The organism is Streptomyces sp. NPDC007971 (assembly GCF_042958635.1).
Taxonomy (GTDB): domain Bacteria; phylum Actinomycetota; class Actinomycetes; order Streptomycetales; family Streptomycetaceae; genus Streptomyces.
The window spans coordinates 79,634-97,649 of sequence record NZ_JBIBJK010000021.1 but is presented as its reverse complement, the minus strand read 5'-3'; the positions used below and the strand labels follow the sequence as shown (position 1 = coordinate 97,649).

The following is an 18,016-nucleotide window of genomic DNA, read 5'->3' as shown; positions in this document are numbered from 1 at the left end:
GCCCCCACGGTGGCGAACACCATGGGGGCCATCATGTTGCGCCCGCCCGCCCTCTCGTCCCGCAGTACGGGGTGTAGAGGGCTACGCCGAGGCGTGGATGCGCTGCATCTCGATGGCGAGGGCGCCGAGGGCTTCCTTCTCCGGCGGGTAGATCTGGCGGATGTTCGCGAGCTGCGTCTCGCGGCTCGACGTCGGGTTCACGTTCGCCGGGCCCTCGCCGTCGAGCAGGGCCTCAAAGCTCGCGTACTCCGTGACCCGCAGGACCCGGACGTCGCACGACTCGTCGGTGCCCTTGATCCGGAATCGGATTGTGTCGCCCGCGGCCATGCCGGCCAGGCGCGGGTACTTCACCCGGACTTCGATCGTCTTGCTGCCGTCGGCGACGAGATCGAAGTACCTGCGGAACAGGTTCAGGTCGTGCCTGCGGCCGGTCGCGGTGTCGCTCATGAGGTGGTGAGGCTCCTCGTCGGTTGAGACATCAGGCGGCCGATCTCGCCAGCCGAGTAGGAGCGGTAGAAGTGCCGCGGGTCGGCGAGAAGAACGTCGGCCATGTCGAGCAGTTGGTCGGCGTAGTCGGACAACGAGCCCGGCCACATCCGGGTATCGAGCATCCACGGAGCGGCGCCCTCGGGCAACGGCGCCTTGCCTTCCCGGATGAGGGTCTTCGACAGCTTGGCGCCGCTGTCTGTGACGACCTGCGGGCAGAACAGCCGGGCGGGCAGTTGCGCCCCGGTGAGGCCGATGGCGGTCAGGGCCTGGTCGACGAGCTGGGAGCCGAACACCCAGTCGCCGCCTTTGACCATGACGGCCAGCCGGTCTCGGTCCGCGATGGCGCTCAATTCCTTGACCAGGTTCCGATAGAGCGTGGCGAGGTCGAGGTAGCCGGCGCTCGCCGGGCCGACGACGATCTCGTAGGGCCCGTGGTGCAGGCAGACCGCGGAGATCTGGGCGTGGTCGGTGTCGAGCAGGATCCGTGTCCGCTCGGCGTACTTCTCGGCCCATCCGCAACCGGGTGCCGGGCAGGGGACGCGGACGTGCGGCACGCCGTGCGCCGGGTCCAGCCACCAGCGGGCGGCGTCGATCCGCCGGTGGGCGCGCAGCCAGGTCTGCCGGAAGTGCTCGGTCTGCTGGAGCCGTGAGTACATCTCGATGGAGTAGGGGATGGACAGCCGGTCGGACAGCGCGGCGAACAGCGGCCGGTAGAGGGTGTCCACCTGCGCCGCGAGGGTGTCCTCGCCGAGGGCCTGGGCGTAGGCGCGCTGGTACCGGTGCCCAGATGCGGGATCGGTGAGGACCTCGTGCGGGGCGTTGTCGAGGGCACCGAACGCCACCTCGACGGGAATGCCGAAGCGGTCGCGGACGCGCGCTGCGGCGGCGAAGGTCAGCGACTGTACGAGCGACGTGCCCAGGTGCGGTACGCCGTTGATCTGGGTCCCGACGGAGAACACGACGCCGGCGGGCCGGCCGGTCCGTAAGCGGGGGGTGAGGATGTCGGTGACGGCGCTGAGCGCGTTGGCCAGCACTGTGTTCGGTGATGCGGGATATGCCGTCATGCTCTGCTCCCTGACCGGTGGATGAGGATCTGGCTGTTCGCCCGGGCGCTCCTGCCTCTGGCGCTCGCTCGTGCTGGCCTGCGGCAGGGGCTCGGGGGTGCGCTCAGCTGTCGCCGAGCGTTTCGTAGTGGTCGCACAGGGCGCCGAGGACGCGGGCCAGGCGGCGGGCGTAAGCAACCGCACCGCCGTAACCGGGCCGGGCCGTGGCACGCAGCTTGCCCTCGGCCTCGCCGATACAGGCCAGGGCGCAATACCGGGGGACGTCGTCAGCCGATCGCTTGCGGGCGGCCATGTCCACCTCCGGAATCAACAGCTGGAGGTGGCCGCGCACGGTGCTGACGAGGGTGGCCAGTTCATCTGCGGCCGGGGGCAGGACGTCGGGACCGTCGTCCGGGCCAAGCAGGCGAGCCGTTGTGGCTCGCATCCCGTCAATGTCTGGGGGCAGTTGGGCTACCCCTGCTGCTGGGGCTGCCTGAGGGGTACGGTGCGTCACGTCGGCTCCTACGCAGTCGGCCACGCCCCGGGGCCGTTCGCCCGGCCGCCGGGGTTCGCGACCACCCTGCGCCCCGGCGCGGCAGCTGCAATCCCACTGATGGGTATCCCCATCATGGGTAGGCCCGCGGGGGCTCATGCCCTGTACCTGTTGGGGGACAACATGACGGTGATCAAGCCGCCCACCGCTCTGCCGTCCGCCGTCCTTGGGCTCCCCCAGATGCGCGAGGCGCTGAGCGCGCACGATTTCGGCGCCGTCTTCCGCATCGCTCGGCAGGAGGCAGGCATCAGCTACTCGAAGATCGCAGCCGAGTGCGGGATCAAACCTGAGCGGGTCGGCACGCTCGCGAAGGGGCGCGGCCGCGTCGAGAGCTACGACAAGATCGCAGCGATCGCGGACGCGTTCCGGATCCCCGGGCACATGGTCGGGTTAGCGCCCCGCCCATGGGAGCAGGCCCCCGGCAGTGTCCTCGTACGCCGCCGCGACGTCCTCCAAGCGGCCGGCGCCGTCGGCCTCGCCGCGAGCCTCCCGGACGCGCTCTCACCCACAGCCTCACGCCGCCTCGGCGCCAGTACCGTTGCTCGGTTGCGTGAACGCACCGTGCGGCTGCGGCGCTTGGACGACATCCTCGGCGGCGGCGACACCTACCGGGTGTACGTCGCGGAGTACCAGGCGACCAAGCGTGCCCTGCGCACCGGACTGTACAGCGACACAGTGGGCCGGGACTTGCTCGCTTTGGTGTCCGAGCAGGCGCAGCAGGCGGGGTGGGCGGCGTTCGATGGCGGCCGGGAGCGCGAGGCGACTGCTCTGTACCGAGAGAGCCGGTCTGCTGCTGAGGAGGCCGGTGCTGGGGACCTCGCACGCAACGCGCTCGCGTTCCTCTCGTATCAGGCGGCTGGTGCCGATCCTCGCGCGGCTGCCGCCATAGCGGCCCACTCGTGCGAGGCGATCACCACACGGACGCCAGCCACGGTGCGGGCCCTGCTTTGGGAGCGCTGCGCGTGGGCGCATGCCGTCGCGCAGGATGCGGACGCCACGGACCGGGCGCTCACCTCAGCCCGCGACGCCCTCGACGCCGGTGACGCCTCAGAGCCGCAACCAGACTGGTCGGCGTGGGTGGACCGGGCCGAGCTGGACATCATGGCGGGCCGCTGCTGGACGGAGCTACGGCGCCCTCTGCGCGCGGTGCCAGCGCTGGTGCGGGGCCTCACCGGATTCGATGACGCGCACGCCCGGGACAAGGCCCTGTACTCGACCTGGCTCGCGGAGGCCTACGCGAACGCCGGGGAAGTCGAGGAGGCGGCGAGGGTGACGGCGCGCGCCCTCGAACTGTCCGACGGTGTGGCGTCCGCCCGGCCCCGCCGGCGTATCGAACACGTCGTGTCCGCCCTCGCCATCGAGTACGCGGGGGTGCCGGCGGTGGCCGAGCTGGTCGAGCGGACTGCTTAGGCGGTCGTGCGGTCGATCCACTCCAGGTACGGGGCGGCGCCCTGGACGATGGGGGTGCCAGTGACCTCGGGGTTCTTCCACGGGTGATGCTCGATCAGGTGCGCTTCCAGCTCCGGGTACCGCGCGGCGCTGGTCTTGAGATGCAGCTGGTACTCCTCGCCGGTGCCGAACTCGCCGGCGTGCCAGAACACACTGGTGACGGGTCCTACGATCTGTGCGCCTGCGGCGAGCCGGGCTTGGACTGCGGACTGCGCGAGGGCCACGGCCTGGTCGCGGGTCTCGGTCGCGGTGGAGACGGTCAGGTAGTCAGCCATGGTGCGACGCTACCCGGGTCCAGACGCACGAACTCGGCCCCGCCCTCCCGGTGGAGAGCGGGGCCGAGTTCACGGGATGGCGCGCCGTCCAGGCCATCGCAGGCGGACGTCCGCCCGGCGTCTCCGTCAGGACTTCGTGATCGCCCACTCGGTCGAATCAGTGTCGGGTGCGTAGACGATGCGCTCGGGCTTCTTCCCGCTCGGCACCGGGTAGGCGACCAAACCAGATGCGCATCGCCCGGCCTTCACGGGCTTGTCCATGGGAAATTCCGGCTTCGGCATGTCGCCACCGGACAGGCCGGTGGACTCGATGCTCGTGCCGTCCTTATAGGCGAGGGACCACGGCGTCTGGCTGACGCTGATGTTGGGGCCGCTGATGTTGCACACCTTGATGCTGATCGTGGCCCAGGTGTCGCCGCCTTGGAAGTCGTCGGGCTTCTGTGGCTGCGGGCCCTTGTAGGGCTGCTGGTACTCGATGGCCTGGACGGTGATGTGGACGTCGTTCGCGTCGTCGTTGATGGCCTTCTTGGTGCCCATCGGCAGAACGCCGTCGTTTGCCTTCGTGTCCTCGGAGCCCGGTGCGGCAGTCACGGTCTTTGTGACCGTGACGGTGGGCGCCGGCTTGGCGGTGCCGCTGCTGCATGCGGTGGTGGTGACGACGGTGAGCAGGGCGCCGGCAAGCGTGACTGTGCGGACGTGCATGGTCCCCCCGGGGTCTGCGTTCGGAAGGAGCATCATGCGCGCCGTGAGGGTGGCGTGGAGGCGGTGTGGCTGTCTTGTGACGCAGCGACACCCCGAGGAGTCTTGGAGTGCCCTCCTGTCCAGCGGGTCCGTGCTGCCCTATGAGGTGACAATTCGCTTGGAACGGAGAGCAGATCATGATCAAGGAACCCCCGGGCGTCACCTTCTGCAAGAGGTGCGGGCTACCCATCAGCCTCGGCGCCGCGACCGCGCGCGGCGAGGGCGCTCTGCCTCGGCACACCACCGCGCCGGGCCGGCCCACGGAGTGCCCCAAGCAGAAGTAGGCACCTCCACCTGCTGGTTCGAGTGTTCCCTCGGAGTGTCGGTGCCGGGTCGTACACTCCAAAACGGCACAACTGTGCCATGAGTGAAGGGAGGTGAACACTCCATGGGGAAGGGATCCAGCAGCGGCCGGGGCAACTCCGGGGGCAAAGCCCGGAGCGCCGTAACCGGCCGGTACGTGACCAAGAGCTTCGCGAAAGCTCACCCACGTATCACGGTGGTAGAGACTCCGAAGAGGCGTTCCGGCAAGAAGTGACCTCGTGAGTCCCAAGGAGGGGTGTCGCCATTGGCGGCGCCCCTCCGTCGTTCCCACCCTAGCGAGCGTGTCTAGACAGTCGGGCAGGGGGCTCTGCGCCAGCCACCCGAACGGCAGCAGACATCGAAGTCCCCAGGTGCTCGCCGAACGCGAGGGCCTGCTCATCAGCGCCAACACTAAAAGGGGTCACAGTCCGGCAACACTCCCACGCTCTCCGTGATCAGCTGCCACTGTTGCCGCAGTTCGCACAGCTGAGAACAAGGGGGGCCCGTGCGCCGTACCGTCTTGCCTATCGCCGCCATCCTGCTGACCGCCGCCTGCAGCTCCGGGACGTCGACCACCGCATCGAAGCCGACGCATACGCCGACTCCCCGGGCCACGCAGAGCAGCCGTCCCGCCGCAGCACCCAGCCACAGCGCATCCCACACGACCAAGCCGAAGCCGAAGCCGTCGCGATCGAAGGGCTGCGGGCCCGAGCGGGACGTCATCGTCTGGTACAGGACGCCCGGCGGCGACGACAGCGCCCAGGTCATCGGGAACTACAACGTGGTGTCCTGCCAGACCACGTTCGACGAGCTGCGGAAGGACTCACCGACCGGCGACGGGTACTGCACGGAAGCAGCGTGGGCGGACGAGAATCCCGGCTACAACGCGGACGCCACGGTCGCCAAGCGGCTGAAGAACGTACAGGTCTCCGTCGGGCCCGCCTGCTGAGGGAGGGACGCAAGAAGGGGCGGCCGAGAGCCCGTTTCCGGGCCCCCGGGCTCCCCCTCGGCGGCGCCTCCCTGGCCTCCCTGGAAGCCTGTTTGTGCAGGTCACTCCCAGGAGGGCGGTGAGCCGGACGGCGGTTGCGGTGCGGCGGCGCATGAGTCCCCCAGTGGTGTGCGGTTCCGTCGCCGCATCAGCTGACCTGGGTCAGGCTGCCGTGGCTGATCTCGTACAGGCCGGGGTCGACGGTGTAGCTGCCCGTGAAGGCGGCGGCGCTGCCGTCGTTACGCAGGGCGTCGATGCGTACGTACACCGTGTCACCGTCCGTCGAGGTGACCTGGACCTGCGTGTACGTGGTGTCGGCGTACCCGGACACGAAGGCGTCGTAGGACGGGCTCATGTTCTTGCCGCCCAACTCCCAGGCGGACTGGTACTCCGCCGCGTTGACGGCGGCGTAGTACTGCTCGACCACGGACTCGGCGGTCGTGCTGTCGCTGTCGGTGCCTTCGGCTGGTGCGGCGTACACCGTCTGTGTCTGGGTGGGTGCCTGCACGGTGGCGGTGGCGGTGGCGGTCACGACCGGCGGGGAGGGTGCCGGCGGCGGGGTGGTGGTGGCGGGCGTCGGGGCTGGGGTGGCGGTGACTGCGGCCGCCGCCGTCTGCGCGGGGTGGTGGCGGTCGCCGAGGCCGAAGGACACGCCGACTGTTGCGCCGACCAGTGCGGCGATCCCCGCCACTGTGCCCACCGTCTGCCACGGGAACCGCGGTTGTGGCTTGTCGTCCCGGATGACGGGGATGTTGTGGAGGGTGTCGCCGTTGTGGAATCTGAGCAGGTCGTCGTCGGGCGGCGGTGTGTGGCTGGTCATCAGGTCCCCCCTGGTGTTTGGTGCAGGCATGCATGATGCGCAGGTGTGGTGGGCTGGTGAAGGCGCTGTCACCGGACTGTGACCGTCGACAAGGAGTGAGGCCCCACCAGACGAGGCGCTGTGTGCGAACTGGCCGGAGTTGAGCTGGAGTTCGAGTCTTACAAGGGCGATGCCCCAGGGGGCTATGCGTTGTCGGTCAACATCAACCGACGGCACCTGCTGAAGGGTCAACGAGCGATGGTTACCGCCCAGGCGCTGAGTTCCAAAAAACTCACAGCGGGACATGGCGCAGCGCGCTGGGGAGGGGTCTGACAGCGGGCTCGATGGGCGCAGGGAGGGAGGCTGCGCGGGGGAGCATGGACCCCGTTTCCGAGCCTCCCGAGGGAGTGTCTCCCTCCGGTCCCTGGCCTCCCTGAGTGGCCATTTCCGCAGGTCATGTTCAGGGAGGCGGGCCAGGGAGGTGGTGAGGGAGAACTCCCTCAGATCTCGTCGTCTCTCTGATCGTCGGTGTCCTCGGCGAGGCGCTCCAGGATGGCGTCCTGGACGCGCTCCCGAGCGACGACCATGCGGCCGTCGGACTTGTACTGCTGGGCGCCGTAGGGCTCCAGAGCCTTCTTCAGATCGGCCGGTCCCCAGGTGCGGTAGGCATCCGGGTTGCGCTCGGCGAGCCGGTGCAGCACCTCCTGGACCAGGACGCGCGGCTCGTCGCCGAGGACGGCGGCCGTGTCGGTGAGCGCGTCGGCCGGCTCGAACGTCGGCGTCTCGACTGGGCCGGTGCCCTCGTGCAGGCCCATCGCCCGCTCGACGACCGGCGTCACCTCGTCGACACCCCTTTCCGGGTCCCGCTCGACGTAGTAGGAGCGGATGACCTCGAACGGGCTGCTGGTGAAGCCGTAGGTGACGGCGGTGCCGATGTCCTGGCCGGGCACCAGCTCGGTTGCGCGGATGCCGGCCTTGTACTTGCCGGAGCCGAGCAGGCCGTCGTTGGCGACCTGGTCGCCGACCGCGAACGCCACACGGTGCGACGTGTTGCGGGTGACGTCCCGCGGGATGCTGTCCGCCGTCGGCGACACTGTCACCCAGATCAGGGTGATGCCCACCTTCCGGGCCTTCTTCATCACGCGAATGGCCAGCTCAGCGGCCTCCTTGCCGTAGTCCTTGTCCATGAACAGTTCGTGGCACTCGTCGAAGACGACGACCTTGGGCCGCATCCGCGGGTCCTTCATGGCCATGTCGCGCGTCAGCTTCGGCGAGTCGCCGCCGAGCTCTTCCAGCAGCTTGCCGCGCTCGGTGACCTCCTGCGTCAGGGTGCGCAGCCGGTCGAGGGCGGCCTTCAGTTGCTCCTTGTCGTCGCCCTTGACCAGCGTGCGCAGCCGCGGGCGCAGCGGGTCGTAGTCCACGTTCGTGGCCATGACGTACACCTCGGCCTCGACGAGCGGGTCGAGGATGGCGCCGAGCAGCAGCGAGACGACGATGGACGTCTTCCCGGAGCCCATGATGCCGCCGACGATCCAGTTGGAGGCCATCAGCTTGCCGATGATGGGCTCGCCGCGCTGCGAGACGGCGACGGGCACGCCCTTGAAGTAGTCAGTGGTGCCCTCCTTGAGCAGCGGCCACGGCGGCACGGTGCCGGACAGAGAGCCCTGGTCGGCCACCCACAGGTCAAGCACTCCGGGCTGCTTCGGGGGCTCGGTCGGCCACACCTCGACCGGCTTGCGCAGAAGGTTGTGGGCCAGCACCTTCTTCTTGCCGTTGACCATCTCGACGGTGACGCCCATGGGCAGCTGCAGCTGGGTGTGCCAGCCGTTCCCGGAGCGGGTCGTCGGCTGCACCCAGCGGGGCTGCCAGCCTTCCTTGATGGCCTTGTTCAGCTTCGGGATGCCCAGGTTCTCCAGGGCCCGCAGGATGGCGCCCTCGTCAGGCACGGCACCCTGCTCCTCGCCGTTGGCGGGGAGCGCCCACGGCGGGGCGGAGCGCTGGTTGCGGCCGACCGCCCACACGCCGGCCAGGGCGAGCCAGGGCAGCGCGTACAGCAGCGGATCCCAGATCACGGAGGCGATGTAGGCGACCATGGCGATGAACTCGACGACCGCCTGCAGCGGTGCGAGGACGTCGTGTAGGTCCTGGTTCGCCCACGCGAGCAGGATGCCGAGGATCAGCAGCAGCCCGGTCCCGGCAACGGCCGCCGTGAACACGGCTTTCGGGGCGTTGAGGGCCAGCTGCAGCAGCTCCATGCGTCGTTTCTGCCGGGCAGCCTTGAACGAGCTGATGCGCTGCTCCCACTCGCGGACCAGTTCCTCGTTCCCGCCGGCCTCGGCGATCCGCATCATGCGTTCGTAGCGGGCCGTGGTGCGGCTGTCCCACGCCCGTCGGCCGAGGATGCGGGTGCCGCCCCACAGGTAGGAGCCGTGGCGGACGGTGAACCGGTAGGCGGGGCTGGTGCGGGTCTCGACGACGACGCGGCGCAGCGAGTCGATACGGACCCGGCGGCGCGGCCGGGGGGCGACGTCGGTGCTGGTGGTCTCGACGGTCTCAGCGGGCTGCTGAGGCTCCGGCTCGGGCGCGACCTTGAGTAGAGACACCTGCGGGTTGACGTGCCCGTTTACCCGCTCCGGGGCGGTCTCGGTCATGCTGATGGTTCCTTCTCTCTGCGGAGGGATGGAGGGCACGGGGCGGCCGGGTACCTGGCCGGGTGACGGCCGCCCCGTGGCGGTCCTACTTCTTGCCGGTCTTGCGGCGGAGGGCCTCGTTCTCGATCCGCTTGACGCGGGCCTGCAGGTCGCTGATGTCGACGTTGCCGGTGCCGTCGTCGGCGATTCCACGCTTGGCCATGCGGGCCGTCAGGCCGGCGAGGCGCAGCTTCTCGCCGGTGGTGAAGTCGGAGAACTTCAGGTCAGCGTCCATGTCATCGGCCCTTCTTCTTGGCCTCGTGCGCCTTGCCCGCGCGGGCGGCCTGGCTGCTGCTGTCGAGCGCGTAGCCGCTGGCGCCGCAGCTGCACCGGTACTGGTACTTGCGTCCGCCCTGGGTGGGCCAGACAGAGGTGCGGTGGGTGTTACCGAACATGGGTCAGGCCTCCGGGGTCTCGTCGGCGGGCATGGTGCGGGCGATGGCCACGAACGTGCGGGCCACCTCGGACCACGCGTTGGCCGCGGCGGCGAACCGCTCGGCCTTGATGTGCTCGTTGTGGGCCCAGGTCTCGGCGTGGCCGGCCAGGTTCGCGGCCCGGCGGGCGGCCGAGTCGGCCCGGCCGATGTACTCGCTGCGCTTCACGGGTTCCTCCTATCTCAGGGGCGGACTGTCCGGCCCCACCGCACCCCCGCGGACAGGCCGCGGGGGACGGAAGAGCAGGTCAGTCGGCCCTTCGGAGTTCATGGCCGTGGCACAGGACAGAGCCGATCAGCAGTCCGACGCCGTTGACCGTCCACCGGCCGTTCGTCAGGGGGCCGGGCGGGACTTCGTCGACGATCCGGCCGGTCTTACCGATCGCACGGGGGTCGTCCTGGCAGGCCACGATCCGGACGCGGTCACCAGCGTTGAAGCTCACGTCACTTCCCCTTGAGGTAGTCGCGCCAGACCTGGCGCAGTACGAGGGCGAGGATCGCGACCGAGATCCCGCCGATGGCGATGGCGATCGAGGCGAACGCGATCCCGACACCGCCGACGCACACGGCGCAGCTGATGGCCAGCCACTCGCCCGCGCTCTTGCCGGGCTTGTGCTGGTGCTGGCAGGCGGGAGCCTGCGCGGGCTGCTGCTGGTTGAGGAGCTGCTGGACGGCCAGCAGGGCGGCGATCTGCTTGACCATCTCGGTGTTGTCGGAGGCCTCGACCGCATCGCGGACGGCCTTCTCCAGGTCGCTCACGGTGCCCACCTCCGGACCTTGGGCAGGTGCGGGCGGGCCAGGGCGCCGACGACGAACGCGACCACCACGGGCTTGGCGAGGAGCCATGCGACGACGGCGCCGACGACGGTGAAGACGGACGGGATCAGGAGCAGCAGCCCGAGCAGGGCGCAGAGGAGAAGCTGCTTCACGGCTGCTCCTCCGTGACCACCGCAGCCACCACTTCGCGGCGCAGTTCGGCAGCGTCCCGGCGGGACAGGGTGTACTCGTCGCGCAGGCGGTCGATGGTCACGGGCCGCCCGGTCTCGGCTACCAGTCGCCGGTTCAGCGATCGGGCCTGACGCCGCAGCTCAGCCGGGGTGATCGTGATCGTCTCGGTGACCACTTCCCGACCCTTCTCGGCGGGCACCGAAGTGGTCTTGCTCGGGGGCTGTCCGATGGTCGTCTGATAGGGGAACTCGTGGGCCCACGGGTCCACGTCGGTGATCTCCGGGGCGACCACTTCGGCGGGTTCCTCGACGGGCACGTAGCGCTCTGCGAAGTGGTCGATCCGGTACTGCCGGGCAGGCTCGGGCCGAGCCACGATCGGCAGCAGACGGACACCAGCCGGGACCACGACGGGCCGCGGCCGGACGGCTGGCACAGGCTCGGGATCCGGTTCCGCCTCCACCTCTGGCGCCTGCCAGGGCGAGGCCAGATCGATGGTCGCCAGAGACGCAGCGTGCCGCCGGGCGGCGAGCAGGTCGAGGAGCTTGGTCCGCTGCTCCTCGCTCGCACCGGCCTGCGCCTTGCCGACCGCAACGGACAGTCTCCGGGAGACGCGGGCGCGGCCGCGGGCGGCGGGCTCCATGTCGGCGAGCTTGGCGGCCAGGCCCACGGCCTTGACGGTCCACCTGTCGCGGGTGATCTGCTCGGCGGTGCGGTCCCGGGTGGCCAGGCCGAGGCGGGACAGCAGCCGCTCGCGGCCCTCGCGGGCGAGGAGAGCGGGCAGGCTGCCCGAGCTGCTGCCGGGCTTGGCGTGCCGCAGCTCGATGCCCATCGCGAGGTGCCAGAGCAGGGCTGCGAGGACCGGGCCGACCACGGCACGGACGGTGCCGCCGACGATCCCGGACTCGGAGTAGGCGGGGATGACCTGTACGCCGGTGATGAACCAGACCAGCATGCCCGGGGTGCCTGGCGCTCCCTGGGTGCGGAGGTTCTGGCGAGCCATCAGGGCGCAGGAGAACAGGGCCAGCTCGGCGGCGCCGAACATTGCGGCGCGTTCGCCGGTCGATGTCATGCCGAGGTAGTCGGTGGCGAACCGCCAGGACGTGTCCGCGCTGTAGGCGGTGCAGGCCATGGCGGCGAGGGAGGCCACCAGGACGGCCGCAGGGGTGCGGCCGGCAGCCTTGCGGCCTGCTCGGGCGAGCAGGGCTGCGGTGGCCAGCAGCAGGGCCGCGGCGAGGCCGGCGGGGAGGGTGTGGGTCTGTGCCCACTGGGTCAGGGTGTTCACCGCTGTGCGTCCTTTCGGAACGTGGCGTAGTCGCCGGGCGGGTGGACGTAGTTGCTGAGAGCGCCCTCGGCGGCCACCGCGGCGGCGCCGAGCGTGGCGACGGCGGCGGCCGTCGTGGTGTGGCCGTGGTTGGCGGCCGCCTGCGCGAGGACGGAGGCGGTCTGGGTGGCGCGCCGGGCCCCGGCCGGATCACCGTCGGGGGTGGTGGCCGCGTTGTAGGCGGCCTCTCGGATGCGGTCTCGGAGGCTCACCGCTCACCCACCCGAGGCTCTGAGGCGCGTACGACGCGGTGCGCGGCGAGGCATACGCCCTCGCGGTCCCGGCGGTCGCTCGCTTCCAGCAGCGCGGCCATGAGGGCAGGAACGGGGGGAACGGGCCGGGCGGAGCGGGCGAGGGCGCGTAAGGCGGCCTGCTCAGTCGGCCGGCGCACGGGCCAGCGGGCGGTCACTGCGTACCTCCGGCGAGGAGCGCGGTGAGCTGGTCGGCGAGGTCGCGCAGCTGGTCGGCGAACGCGTCGAGGTCCGCGGCCAACTCGTACAGGCCGCGGGGGTCGAGGGTCTGGCCGAGCAGGCTCACGGACACGCCCGGCTGGCGGCTGAGGCTCTCCGCGAACGGGGACTGTACGAGGCCGGCCTCACCGATGCGGTAGCCGTGGAAGGCGAGGACCGTGTCGGGGCCTTGGTGAAGGATGTCGGCGCGCAGGTCTCCGGGGAGGGAGACGTGCCCGGTGCACCAGGACGGTTCGGTCAGGGTGACGTTGCCGTGGTCGGCGGTGGGCAGGGTGACGGTGCGGGGCTCGGTGCTCACTGGTCCTCACCCCGCTCGGCGTCAAGGGCGGTGAGCTTGCCGCGGAGGTAGTCGGCGTTCCAGCCGATGTCCTCGCCGGGCTGGTCGAGGACGGCGTCGGCGATGGTCCGTGCCCACGCTGCCCGCTCCAGCAGCCGGAGTTCGTAGCCGTCAGCGTCGTACGGCAGGCTGAGGGCTTCGCGGATCGCAGCAAGGAGATCGCGCAGTTCGCGGGCGTCGTTCGGCTGGCTGGTGGCGGCCGAGGGCAGGGCGCCCGCCGCGGGAGCGGGCGCCTGCGTGGCCTTAGGGCCGGTCACGCGGCGACCTCGACCAGCTCGGCCTCGGCGCGGCGGACCTTCAAGGACGGCGTGCACCGCTTCATCGGCACCGGGCCGAGACCGAGGCGCTTGTACGTGGCGCGGATGGCGTCCAGGTCGGCGGTCTCCCGGGAGGACGTGACGCGCTCGACGAGCCAGGTGCCGTAGCGGCCGGCGGGGAGCCGGTCCAGGATCTTCTTCGCGGCGCGCTTGCCCCGGTCAGCGCGGCGGGCCTGCTCGGAGGCGCGCTCGAACTCGCGGGCGGCGGCCTCGATCGCCTCGGGCTCGGGCATCTCGTCGTCGGTGTAGACGTCGGCCGGGTCCGGGGCGGTGGTCGGCTCGACCTCGGCGGGGGCGATGGAGCGGATGGCGTCGGCGGCGGACTCTACGAGCGAGCCGATCAGGCCGCGCACGGTACGGCCGGCGCGGGGGGACATGAGAAGGTTGAGCATCGGTTCTCCCTGTTGCTGCAGGTGGTTCCGTAGGCCCTCGTTCGGTGTTGGAGCACCGACGGGGGCCGCTTGCGTTGTCGGCTGGTCTCCCTGCCGACAACCCCACTCTAGGGAACATCATGTTCCATCGTCAATGGCCTCAGCCATGGACATTGGAGCAATGTTGAGTAACCTCATGTTCCATGATGACGGATGGAACACTGTGTGCCATGGATAAGCGATCACTTGCTCAGATGGCGCAGCGGTTCAGGGATGCCGAGAAGCGGACCGAGATCCTGCGGCAGGAGCTTGCTGCGGCGATCAGGCAGGCGGACGCGGACGACGTACCGCAGAAGGACATCTGTGAGGCCACGGGGTACACGCGCCAGCAGGTACGGCGCATCGTGCTGGCCGGCGAGACCGAGACGGCCGCCGAGTCCTGACCCGCGGCCGTCTCACACTCGTCTCACAGCCCCACAGAGAAGTCCTGTGCGAAGCGCCCATGACCTGGGCGCTCTGGACTGTATGGACGTACCAGAAGCGCTCTGGACGCCGGGTAAACTCCGTACACGTGACTTCAGCGCCCGCCAAGCCCCGCATCCCGAACGTCCTCGCCGGACGTTACGCCTCCGCCGAGCTCGCCACGCTCTGGTCGCCCGAGCAGAAGGTGAAGCTGGAGCGGCAGCTCTGGCTCGCCGTACTGCGCGCCCAGAAGGACCTCGGCATCGAGGTGCCCGACGAGGCGATCGCCGACTACGAGCGCGTTCTCGACACCGTCGACCTGGCCTCGATCGCCGAGCGCGAGAAGGTCACCCGGCACGACGTCAAGGCGCGGATCGAGGAGTTCAACGACCTCGCCGGGCACGAGCACGTGCACAAGGGCATGACCTCCCGCGACCTCACCGAGAACGTCGAGCAGCTGCAGATCCGGCTGTCGCTGGAGCTGATGCGCGACCGTACGGTGGCCGTCCTTTCGCGTCTGGGCAAGCTGGCGGGCGAGTACGCCGAGCTGGTCATGGCCGGCCGCTCGCACAACGTGGCCGCCCAGGCCACGACCCTCGGCAAGCGCTTCGCGACCGCCGCCGACGAGCTGCTGGTGGCGTACGGGCGCACCGAGGAGCTGCTCGGCCGCTACCCGCTGCGCGGCATCAAGGGCCCGGTCGGCACCGCGCAGGACATGCTGGACCTGCTCGGCGGGGACGCCGCGAAGCTCGCCGAGCTGGAGCAGCGGATCGCCCATCACCTGGGCTTCTCGCAGGCCTTCACCTCGGTCGGCCAGGTCTACCCGCGCTCCCTGGACTACGAGGTCGTGACCGCGCTGGTGCAGCTGGCGGCGGCGCCGTCCTCGCTGGCCAAGACGGTCCGGCTGATGGCCGGGCACGAGCTGGTCACCGAGGGCTTCAAGCCGGGCCAGGTCGGCTCCTCGGCGATGCCGCACAAGATGAACACCCGCTCCTGCGAGCGCGTCAACGGCCTGATGGTGATCCTGCGCGGCTACGCCTCGATGACCGGTGAGCTGGCGGGCGACCAGTGGAACGAGGGCGACGTGTCCTGCTCGGTGGTGCGCCGGGTCGCGCTGCCCGACGCGTTCTTCGCGCTCGACGGCCTGCTGGAGACCTTCCTGACCGTCCTCGACGAGTTCGGGGCGTTCCCCGCGGTCGTCGCCCGCGAGCTGGACCGCTACCTGCCGTTCCTCGCCACCACCAAGGTGCTCATGGGCGCGGTGCGGGCCGGGGTCGGCCGCGAGGTCGCCCACGAGGCGATCAAGGAGAACGCCGTCGCCACCGCGCTCGCGATGCGCGAGCAGGGCGCCGAGCGCAACGACCTGCTCGACAAGCTCGCCGCCGACGGGCGCCTGCCGCTCGACCGTGAGCAGCTGGCGGCGCTGATGGCCGACAAGCTGTCCTTCACCGGCGCGGCCGCCGACCAGGTCGGCGTGGTCGTCGGCCGGATCGAGGAGATCGTCAAGCAGCGCCCGGAGGCGGCCGGCTACACCCCCGGAGCGATCCTCTGACCCGCTTCACCCGGGCCGAACTGGAGGCCGCCCGCGACCGGCTCGTCCCCGACGTGGTCGCGGACGGTCTCCAGGTGCTGTTCTGCGGCATCAACCCTGGCCTGATGACGGCCGCCACCGGCCATCACTTCGCCCGCCCCGGCAACCGCTTCTGGCCCGTGCTGCACCTGTCCGGCTTCACGCCGCGGCTCATGAAGCCCGCGGAGCAGCAGGAACTGCCGGCCTACGGGCTCGGCATCACCAACGTGGTGGCGCGGGCGACCGCGCGGGCCGACGAGCTGACCGCCGAGGAGTACACCGAGGGCGGCCGGCTGCTGACGGCCAGGGTGACGCGGTGGCGGCCGAGGTGGCTGGCCGTGGTCGGGGTGACCGCGTACCGGGCCGCCTTCGCGGACCGCAGGGCTCAGGTGGGGCCGCAGGAGCGGACCATCGGGGACACGCGCGTGTGGGTGCTGCCCAATCCCAGCGGGCTGAACGCGCACTGGACGGCGGCGACGATGGCCGAGGAGTTCGCGCGACTGCGGGAGGCTTCGCAGGCCTGAGGGGCGCCAGGACGGACCCGACCCGCTCGCGCCGTACTCCGGCCGCCGGCCGCCGACCGCCGTGTGCCGTGCTCCGTCCTCTCCCCTGCGATCCCGTCAACCGGGCTCCCCTGCGATCCGGTGAAGCGGGCTCCCGTGTGATCCGGTGAAACAGGCTCCCCTGCGATCCGGTCAACCGGGCACCCGTGGGAGCCGGTGATGCGGGCTTCGCCGACGACGGCCGGGGCGTCAGGCGTCCCTGTGCTGGATGCTCCAGGCTCCCGCGAGCAGGGCCGCCGCGGCCCACAGCGCGGTCACCGCGAGTCCGCTCCAGGGGCCGAGGGAGCCGTCCCAGGTGCTGTGCAGGGCGACCTGGCCGGCCCGGTCCGGCAGGAAGTCGGCGACGCCCGAGGACATGTCGCCGATCACGAAGGACACGATCAGCACGAACGGGATCAGCAGGGAGAGGGTCGCGACGCCGCTGCGCAGCACGGCCGTCAGTCCGGTCGCGAACAGCGCCATCAGCGTGAGGTGGAGGCCGCAGCCGACGGCACCGCGCAGCCCCTCGCCCCAGGCCGGCCCGGCGGAGCCGAGGACGGCCCTGCCCACCAGCAGCGTCACCAGGCCCGTGAGCAGGCCCACGGCCAGCACCGGCAGGGCGATCGCCGTGGCCTTCGCCGCGAACCAGCGACGCCGGCCGGGCACGGCCGACAGGGTCAGGCGCAGCGCGCCGCCCCGGAACTCCGAGGACAGGGCCGTCGTACCGACGGCGATCGCGGCGATCTGCCCGAAACCGACGCCGAAGAAGGCGGAGTACAGCGGATCCGTGTCGTCGACGCCGGAGTCCGCGGAGGAGGCGAAGAGCGCGGAGAACGCGGTGGTGGCCACGAGGATCGCGGCCAGGCCGGCCAGGAGGGAGCGCAGCGTCCGGACCTTGATCCATTCGGCATGCAGAACGGGGACGAAGGGCATGGTCAGACCTCCTGGGACTGGGCGGTGAACTCGGCCTCGGCCGCGGTCAGATCGAGGTAGGCCTGCTCCAAGGTGGCCTCCTGGGCGGCCAGTTCCAGCACGGGCACGCCCGCCTCGGACATGAGGCGTCCGAGGTCGTCCACGCGCGCGTGCCGCACGGTCCAGGTCCCGTCCTCGTCCCGGGAGGCGTCGTGGCCGTGGCGGGCGAGCAGGTCGCCGAGCGCTGCGGCGTCGGTGGTGCGGATCCTGACCTGGGGCCGCACACGCGCGTGGATGAAGTCCTGGACGGGAGTGTCGGCGAGGAGCCGGCCGCGCCCGAGGATCACCAGATGGTCGGCGAAGGCGGCGGTCTCGTGCATCAGATGACTGGAGACCAGGACGGTACGGCCGTCCCCGGCCAGCCTGCGCAGCAACGTGCGGATCCAGACGATGCCTTCGGGGTCGAGTCCGTTGGCGGGCTCGTCCAGCAGGATCACCTCGGGGTCGCCGAGCAGGGCGGCGGCGATGCCGAGCCGCTGCCGCATGCCGAGGGAGTACGTCCCGACGCGGCGCGAGGCCACGGTGGCGAGTCCGGTCTCCTCCAGCACGGCGTCGACCCTGCCGACCGGGATGCGGTTGCTCGTCGCCAGGGCGAGCAGATGGTGCCGCGCGGTCCGGGAGCCGTGGGCGGCCCCTGCGTCGAGCAACGCGCCCACCTGGCGCAGCGGTTCACGGAGTGCTGCATAGGAACGGCCGCCGATGGTGGCGGTACCGGAGGTCGGCCGGTCGAGGCCGAGGACGAGCCGCATGGTGGTCGACTTCCCGGCCCCGTTGGGTCCGAGGAAGCCCGTGACGCGGCCGGGGCGGACGCTGAAGGTGAGATGGTCCACGGCCCGTCGGCTGCCGTACTCCTTGGTGAGGTCTCGTACGTCGATGCTGGTCATGGCAACACCCTGACGCCTCGCGGGCGTTGGTTCCTCCCCCGCCGGTGGAGATCGCCTCC

The 18,016-nt window shown here is 70.7% G+C and carries 26 protein-coding genes; 6 read left to right on the top strand and 20 right to left on the bottom strand.

The genetic code is table 11. The features are described from left to right. Nucleotides 1-81: 81 nt before the first annotated feature. From ACFZCP_RS35190 to ACFZCP_RS35180, 3 genes are all read right to left on the bottom strand, one after another. Complete coding sequence (locus ACFZCP_RS35190; RefSeq protein ID WP_391435948.1) at nucleotides 82-447, bottom strand: ASCH domain-containing protein; 366 nt, start codon at nucleotides 445-447, stop codon at nucleotides 82-84. Next, a complete protein-coding gene (locus ACFZCP_RS35185; RefSeq protein WP_391435945.1) occupies nucleotides 444-1,553 on the bottom strand; it encodes a hypothetical protein in 1,110 nt (369 codons plus the stop codon). Before ACFZCP_RS35185 ends, ACFZCP_RS35190 begins: the two co-directional genes overlap by 4 nt. A gap of 103 nt (nucleotides 1,554-1,656) precedes the next feature. Beyond that, a complete protein-coding gene (locus ACFZCP_RS35180) occupies nucleotides 1,657-1,977 on the bottom strand; it encodes a DUF6415 family natural product biosynthesis protein (protein ID WP_391435943.1) in 321 nt (106 codons plus the stop codon). 168 nt (nucleotides 1,978-2,145) lie between these two features. Between ACFZCP_RS35180 and ACFZCP_RS35175 the strand changes: the two genes are divergently transcribed. Continuing rightward, nucleotides 2,146-3,495: a helix-turn-helix domain-containing protein gene (locus tag ACFZCP_RS35175; protein WP_391435940.1), complete on the top strand. Its 1,350-nt coding sequence runs from the start codon at nucleotides 2,146-2,148 to the stop codon at nucleotides 3,493-3,495. Here ACFZCP_RS35175 and cutA read toward each other — a convergent pair. Both cutA and ACFZCP_RS35165 read right to left on the bottom strand, forming a co-directional pair. Beyond that, nucleotides 3,492-3,809 carry a divalent cation tolerance protein CutA gene (cutA, locus tag ACFZCP_RS35170; RefSeq protein WP_391435938.1) on the bottom strand — a complete coding sequence of 106 codons (318 nt, stop codon included), beginning with the start codon at nucleotides 3,807-3,809 and terminating at the stop codon, nucleotides 3,492-3,494. The genes ACFZCP_RS35175 and cutA overlap by 4 nt on opposite strands. 126 nt (nucleotides 3,810-3,935) lie before the next feature. Next, nucleotides 3,936-4,511 (bottom strand): DUF4352 domain-containing protein, encoded by a 576-nt coding sequence (locus tag ACFZCP_RS35165; protein WP_391435935.1) that lies wholly within the window; start codon nucleotides 4,509-4,511, stop codon nucleotides 3,936-3,938. Nucleotides 4,512-4,687: 176 nt separating this feature from the next. On the opposite strand from ACFZCP_RS35165, the gene ACFZCP_RS35160 reads away from it, so the two are divergent. Then, nucleotides 4,688-4,834, top strand: a complete 147-nt coding sequence (locus ACFZCP_RS35160) for a hypothetical protein (protein WP_391435933.1) — start codon at nucleotides 4,688-4,690, stop codon at nucleotides 4,832-4,834. Between the two features lie 524 nt (nucleotides 4,835-5,358). Continuing rightward, on the top strand, nucleotides 5,359-5,802 hold the full coding sequence (locus ACFZCP_RS35155; RefSeq protein WP_391435931.1) for a hypothetical protein: 444 nt from the start codon (nucleotides 5,359-5,361) through the stop codon (nucleotides 5,800-5,802). Nucleotides 5,803-5,989: 187 nt separating this feature from the next. On the opposite strand, the gene ACFZCP_RS35150 is transcribed toward ACFZCP_RS35155, so the two are convergent. From ACFZCP_RS35150 to ACFZCP_RS35090, 13 genes are all read right to left on the bottom strand, one after another. Continuing rightward, the gene (locus ACFZCP_RS35150) at nucleotides 5,990-6,661 is read right to left on the bottom strand and encodes a hypothetical protein (RefSeq protein ID WP_391435929.1); all 672 of its coding nucleotides are present in this window, start codon (nucleotides 6,659-6,661) and stop codon (nucleotides 5,990-5,992) included. A gap of 479 nt (nucleotides 6,662-7,140) precedes the next feature. Beyond that, complete coding sequence (locus ACFZCP_RS35145) at nucleotides 7,141-9,291, bottom strand: zonular occludens toxin domain-containing protein (RefSeq protein WP_391435926.1); 2,151 nt, start codon at nucleotides 9,289-9,291, stop codon at nucleotides 7,141-7,143. 85 nt (nucleotides 9,292-9,376) lie between these two features. Next, nucleotides 9,377-9,565, bottom strand: coding sequence for a DUF6257 family protein (locus ACFZCP_RS35140; protein ID WP_391435923.1), 189 nt, complete (start codon nucleotides 9,563-9,565; stop codon nucleotides 9,377-9,379). A 1-nt stretch (nucleotide 9,566) separates the two neighbouring features. Then, nucleotides 9,567-9,725, bottom strand: coding sequence for a hypothetical protein (locus tag ACFZCP_RS35135; RefSeq protein WP_391435920.1), 159 nt, complete (start codon nucleotides 9,723-9,725; stop codon nucleotides 9,567-9,569). Between the two features lie 3 nt (nucleotides 9,726-9,728). Then, entirely contained in the window at nucleotides 9,729-9,932 is a 204-nt protein-coding gene (locus tag ACFZCP_RS35130; protein ID WP_391435918.1) for a hypothetical protein, read from the bottom strand. Between the two features lie 79 nt (nucleotides 9,933-10,011). Further along, complete coding sequence (locus ACFZCP_RS35125) at nucleotides 10,012-10,206, bottom strand: hypothetical protein (protein WP_391435915.1); 195 nt, start codon at nucleotides 10,204-10,206, stop codon at nucleotides 10,012-10,014. Nucleotide 10,207: 1 nt separating this feature from the next. Then, nucleotides 10,208-10,522, bottom strand: coding sequence for a hypothetical protein (locus ACFZCP_RS35120; RefSeq protein ID WP_391435911.1), 315 nt, complete (start codon nucleotides 10,520-10,522; stop codon nucleotides 10,208-10,210). Next, complete coding sequence (locus ACFZCP_RS35115; protein WP_391435908.1) at nucleotides 10,519-10,692, bottom strand: hypothetical protein; 174 nt, start codon at nucleotides 10,690-10,692, stop codon at nucleotides 10,519-10,521. Before ACFZCP_RS35115 ends, ACFZCP_RS35120 begins: the two co-directional genes overlap by 4 nt. Then, nucleotides 10,689-11,993 (bottom strand): hypothetical protein, encoded by a 1,305-nt coding sequence (locus ACFZCP_RS35110; protein ID WP_391435904.1) that lies wholly within the window; start codon nucleotides 11,991-11,993, stop codon nucleotides 10,689-10,691. Before ACFZCP_RS35110 ends, ACFZCP_RS35115 begins: the two co-directional genes overlap by 4 nt. After that, nucleotides 11,990-12,244 (bottom strand): hypothetical protein, encoded by a 255-nt coding sequence (locus ACFZCP_RS35105; protein WP_391435901.1) that lies wholly within the window; start codon nucleotides 12,242-12,244, stop codon nucleotides 11,990-11,992. The genes ACFZCP_RS35110 and ACFZCP_RS35105 overlap by 4 nt, the downstream gene beginning before the upstream one ends. A gap of 193 nt (nucleotides 12,245-12,437) precedes the next feature. After that, the gene (locus ACFZCP_RS35100) at nucleotides 12,438-12,800 is read right to left on the bottom strand and encodes a DUF6907 domain-containing protein (protein WP_391435897.1); all 363 of its coding nucleotides are present in this window, start codon (nucleotides 12,798-12,800) and stop codon (nucleotides 12,438-12,440) included. Next, entirely contained in the window at nucleotides 12,797-13,096 is a 300-nt protein-coding gene (locus tag ACFZCP_RS35095; RefSeq protein ID WP_391435893.1) for a hypothetical protein, read from the bottom strand. The genes ACFZCP_RS35100 and ACFZCP_RS35095 overlap by 4 nt, the downstream gene beginning before the upstream one ends. Then, entirely contained in the window at nucleotides 13,093-13,548 is a 456-nt protein-coding gene (locus ACFZCP_RS35090) for a hypothetical protein (protein WP_391435889.1), read from the bottom strand. The genes ACFZCP_RS35095 and ACFZCP_RS35090 overlap by 4 nt, the downstream gene beginning before the upstream one ends. Nucleotides 13,549-13,757: 209 nt before the next feature. Between ACFZCP_RS35090 and ACFZCP_RS35085 the strand changes: the two genes are divergently transcribed. The 3 genes from ACFZCP_RS35085 (at nucleotide 13,758) to mug (ending at nucleotide 16,083) form a co-directional block, all read left to right on the top strand. Continuing rightward, a complete protein-coding gene (locus tag ACFZCP_RS35085) occupies nucleotides 13,758-13,970 on the top strand; it encodes a hypothetical protein (protein ID WP_391435886.1) in 213 nt (70 codons plus the stop codon). Nucleotides 13,971-14,098: 128 nt separating this feature from the next. Further along, complete coding sequence (purB, locus tag ACFZCP_RS35080; protein ID WP_391435883.1) at nucleotides 14,099-15,541, top strand: adenylosuccinate lyase; 1,443 nt, start codon at nucleotides 14,099-14,101, stop codon at nucleotides 15,539-15,541. Continuing rightward, nucleotides 15,538-16,083: a G/U mismatch-specific DNA glycosylase gene (gene mug / locus ACFZCP_RS35075; protein ID WP_391436314.1), complete on the top strand. Its 546-nt coding sequence runs from the start codon at nucleotides 15,538-15,540 to the stop codon at nucleotides 16,081-16,083. The genes purB and mug overlap by 4 nt, the downstream gene beginning before the upstream one ends. A gap of 228 nt (nucleotides 16,084-16,311) precedes the next feature. Here the strand turns inward: mug and ACFZCP_RS35070 are convergent, their stop codons facing one another. Both ACFZCP_RS35070 and ACFZCP_RS35065 read right to left on the bottom strand, forming a co-directional pair. Further along, a complete protein-coding gene (locus ACFZCP_RS35070) occupies nucleotides 16,312-17,034 on the bottom strand; it encodes an ABC transporter permease subunit (protein ID WP_391435880.1) in 723 nt (240 codons plus the stop codon). 2 nt (nucleotides 17,035-17,036) lie between these two features. After that, on the bottom strand, nucleotides 17,037-17,957 hold the full coding sequence (locus ACFZCP_RS35065; RefSeq protein WP_391435877.1) for an ATP-binding cassette domain-containing protein: 921 nt from the start codon (nucleotides 17,955-17,957) through the stop codon (nucleotides 17,037-17,039). Between the last annotated feature and the right edge of the window lie 59 nt (nucleotides 17,958-18,016).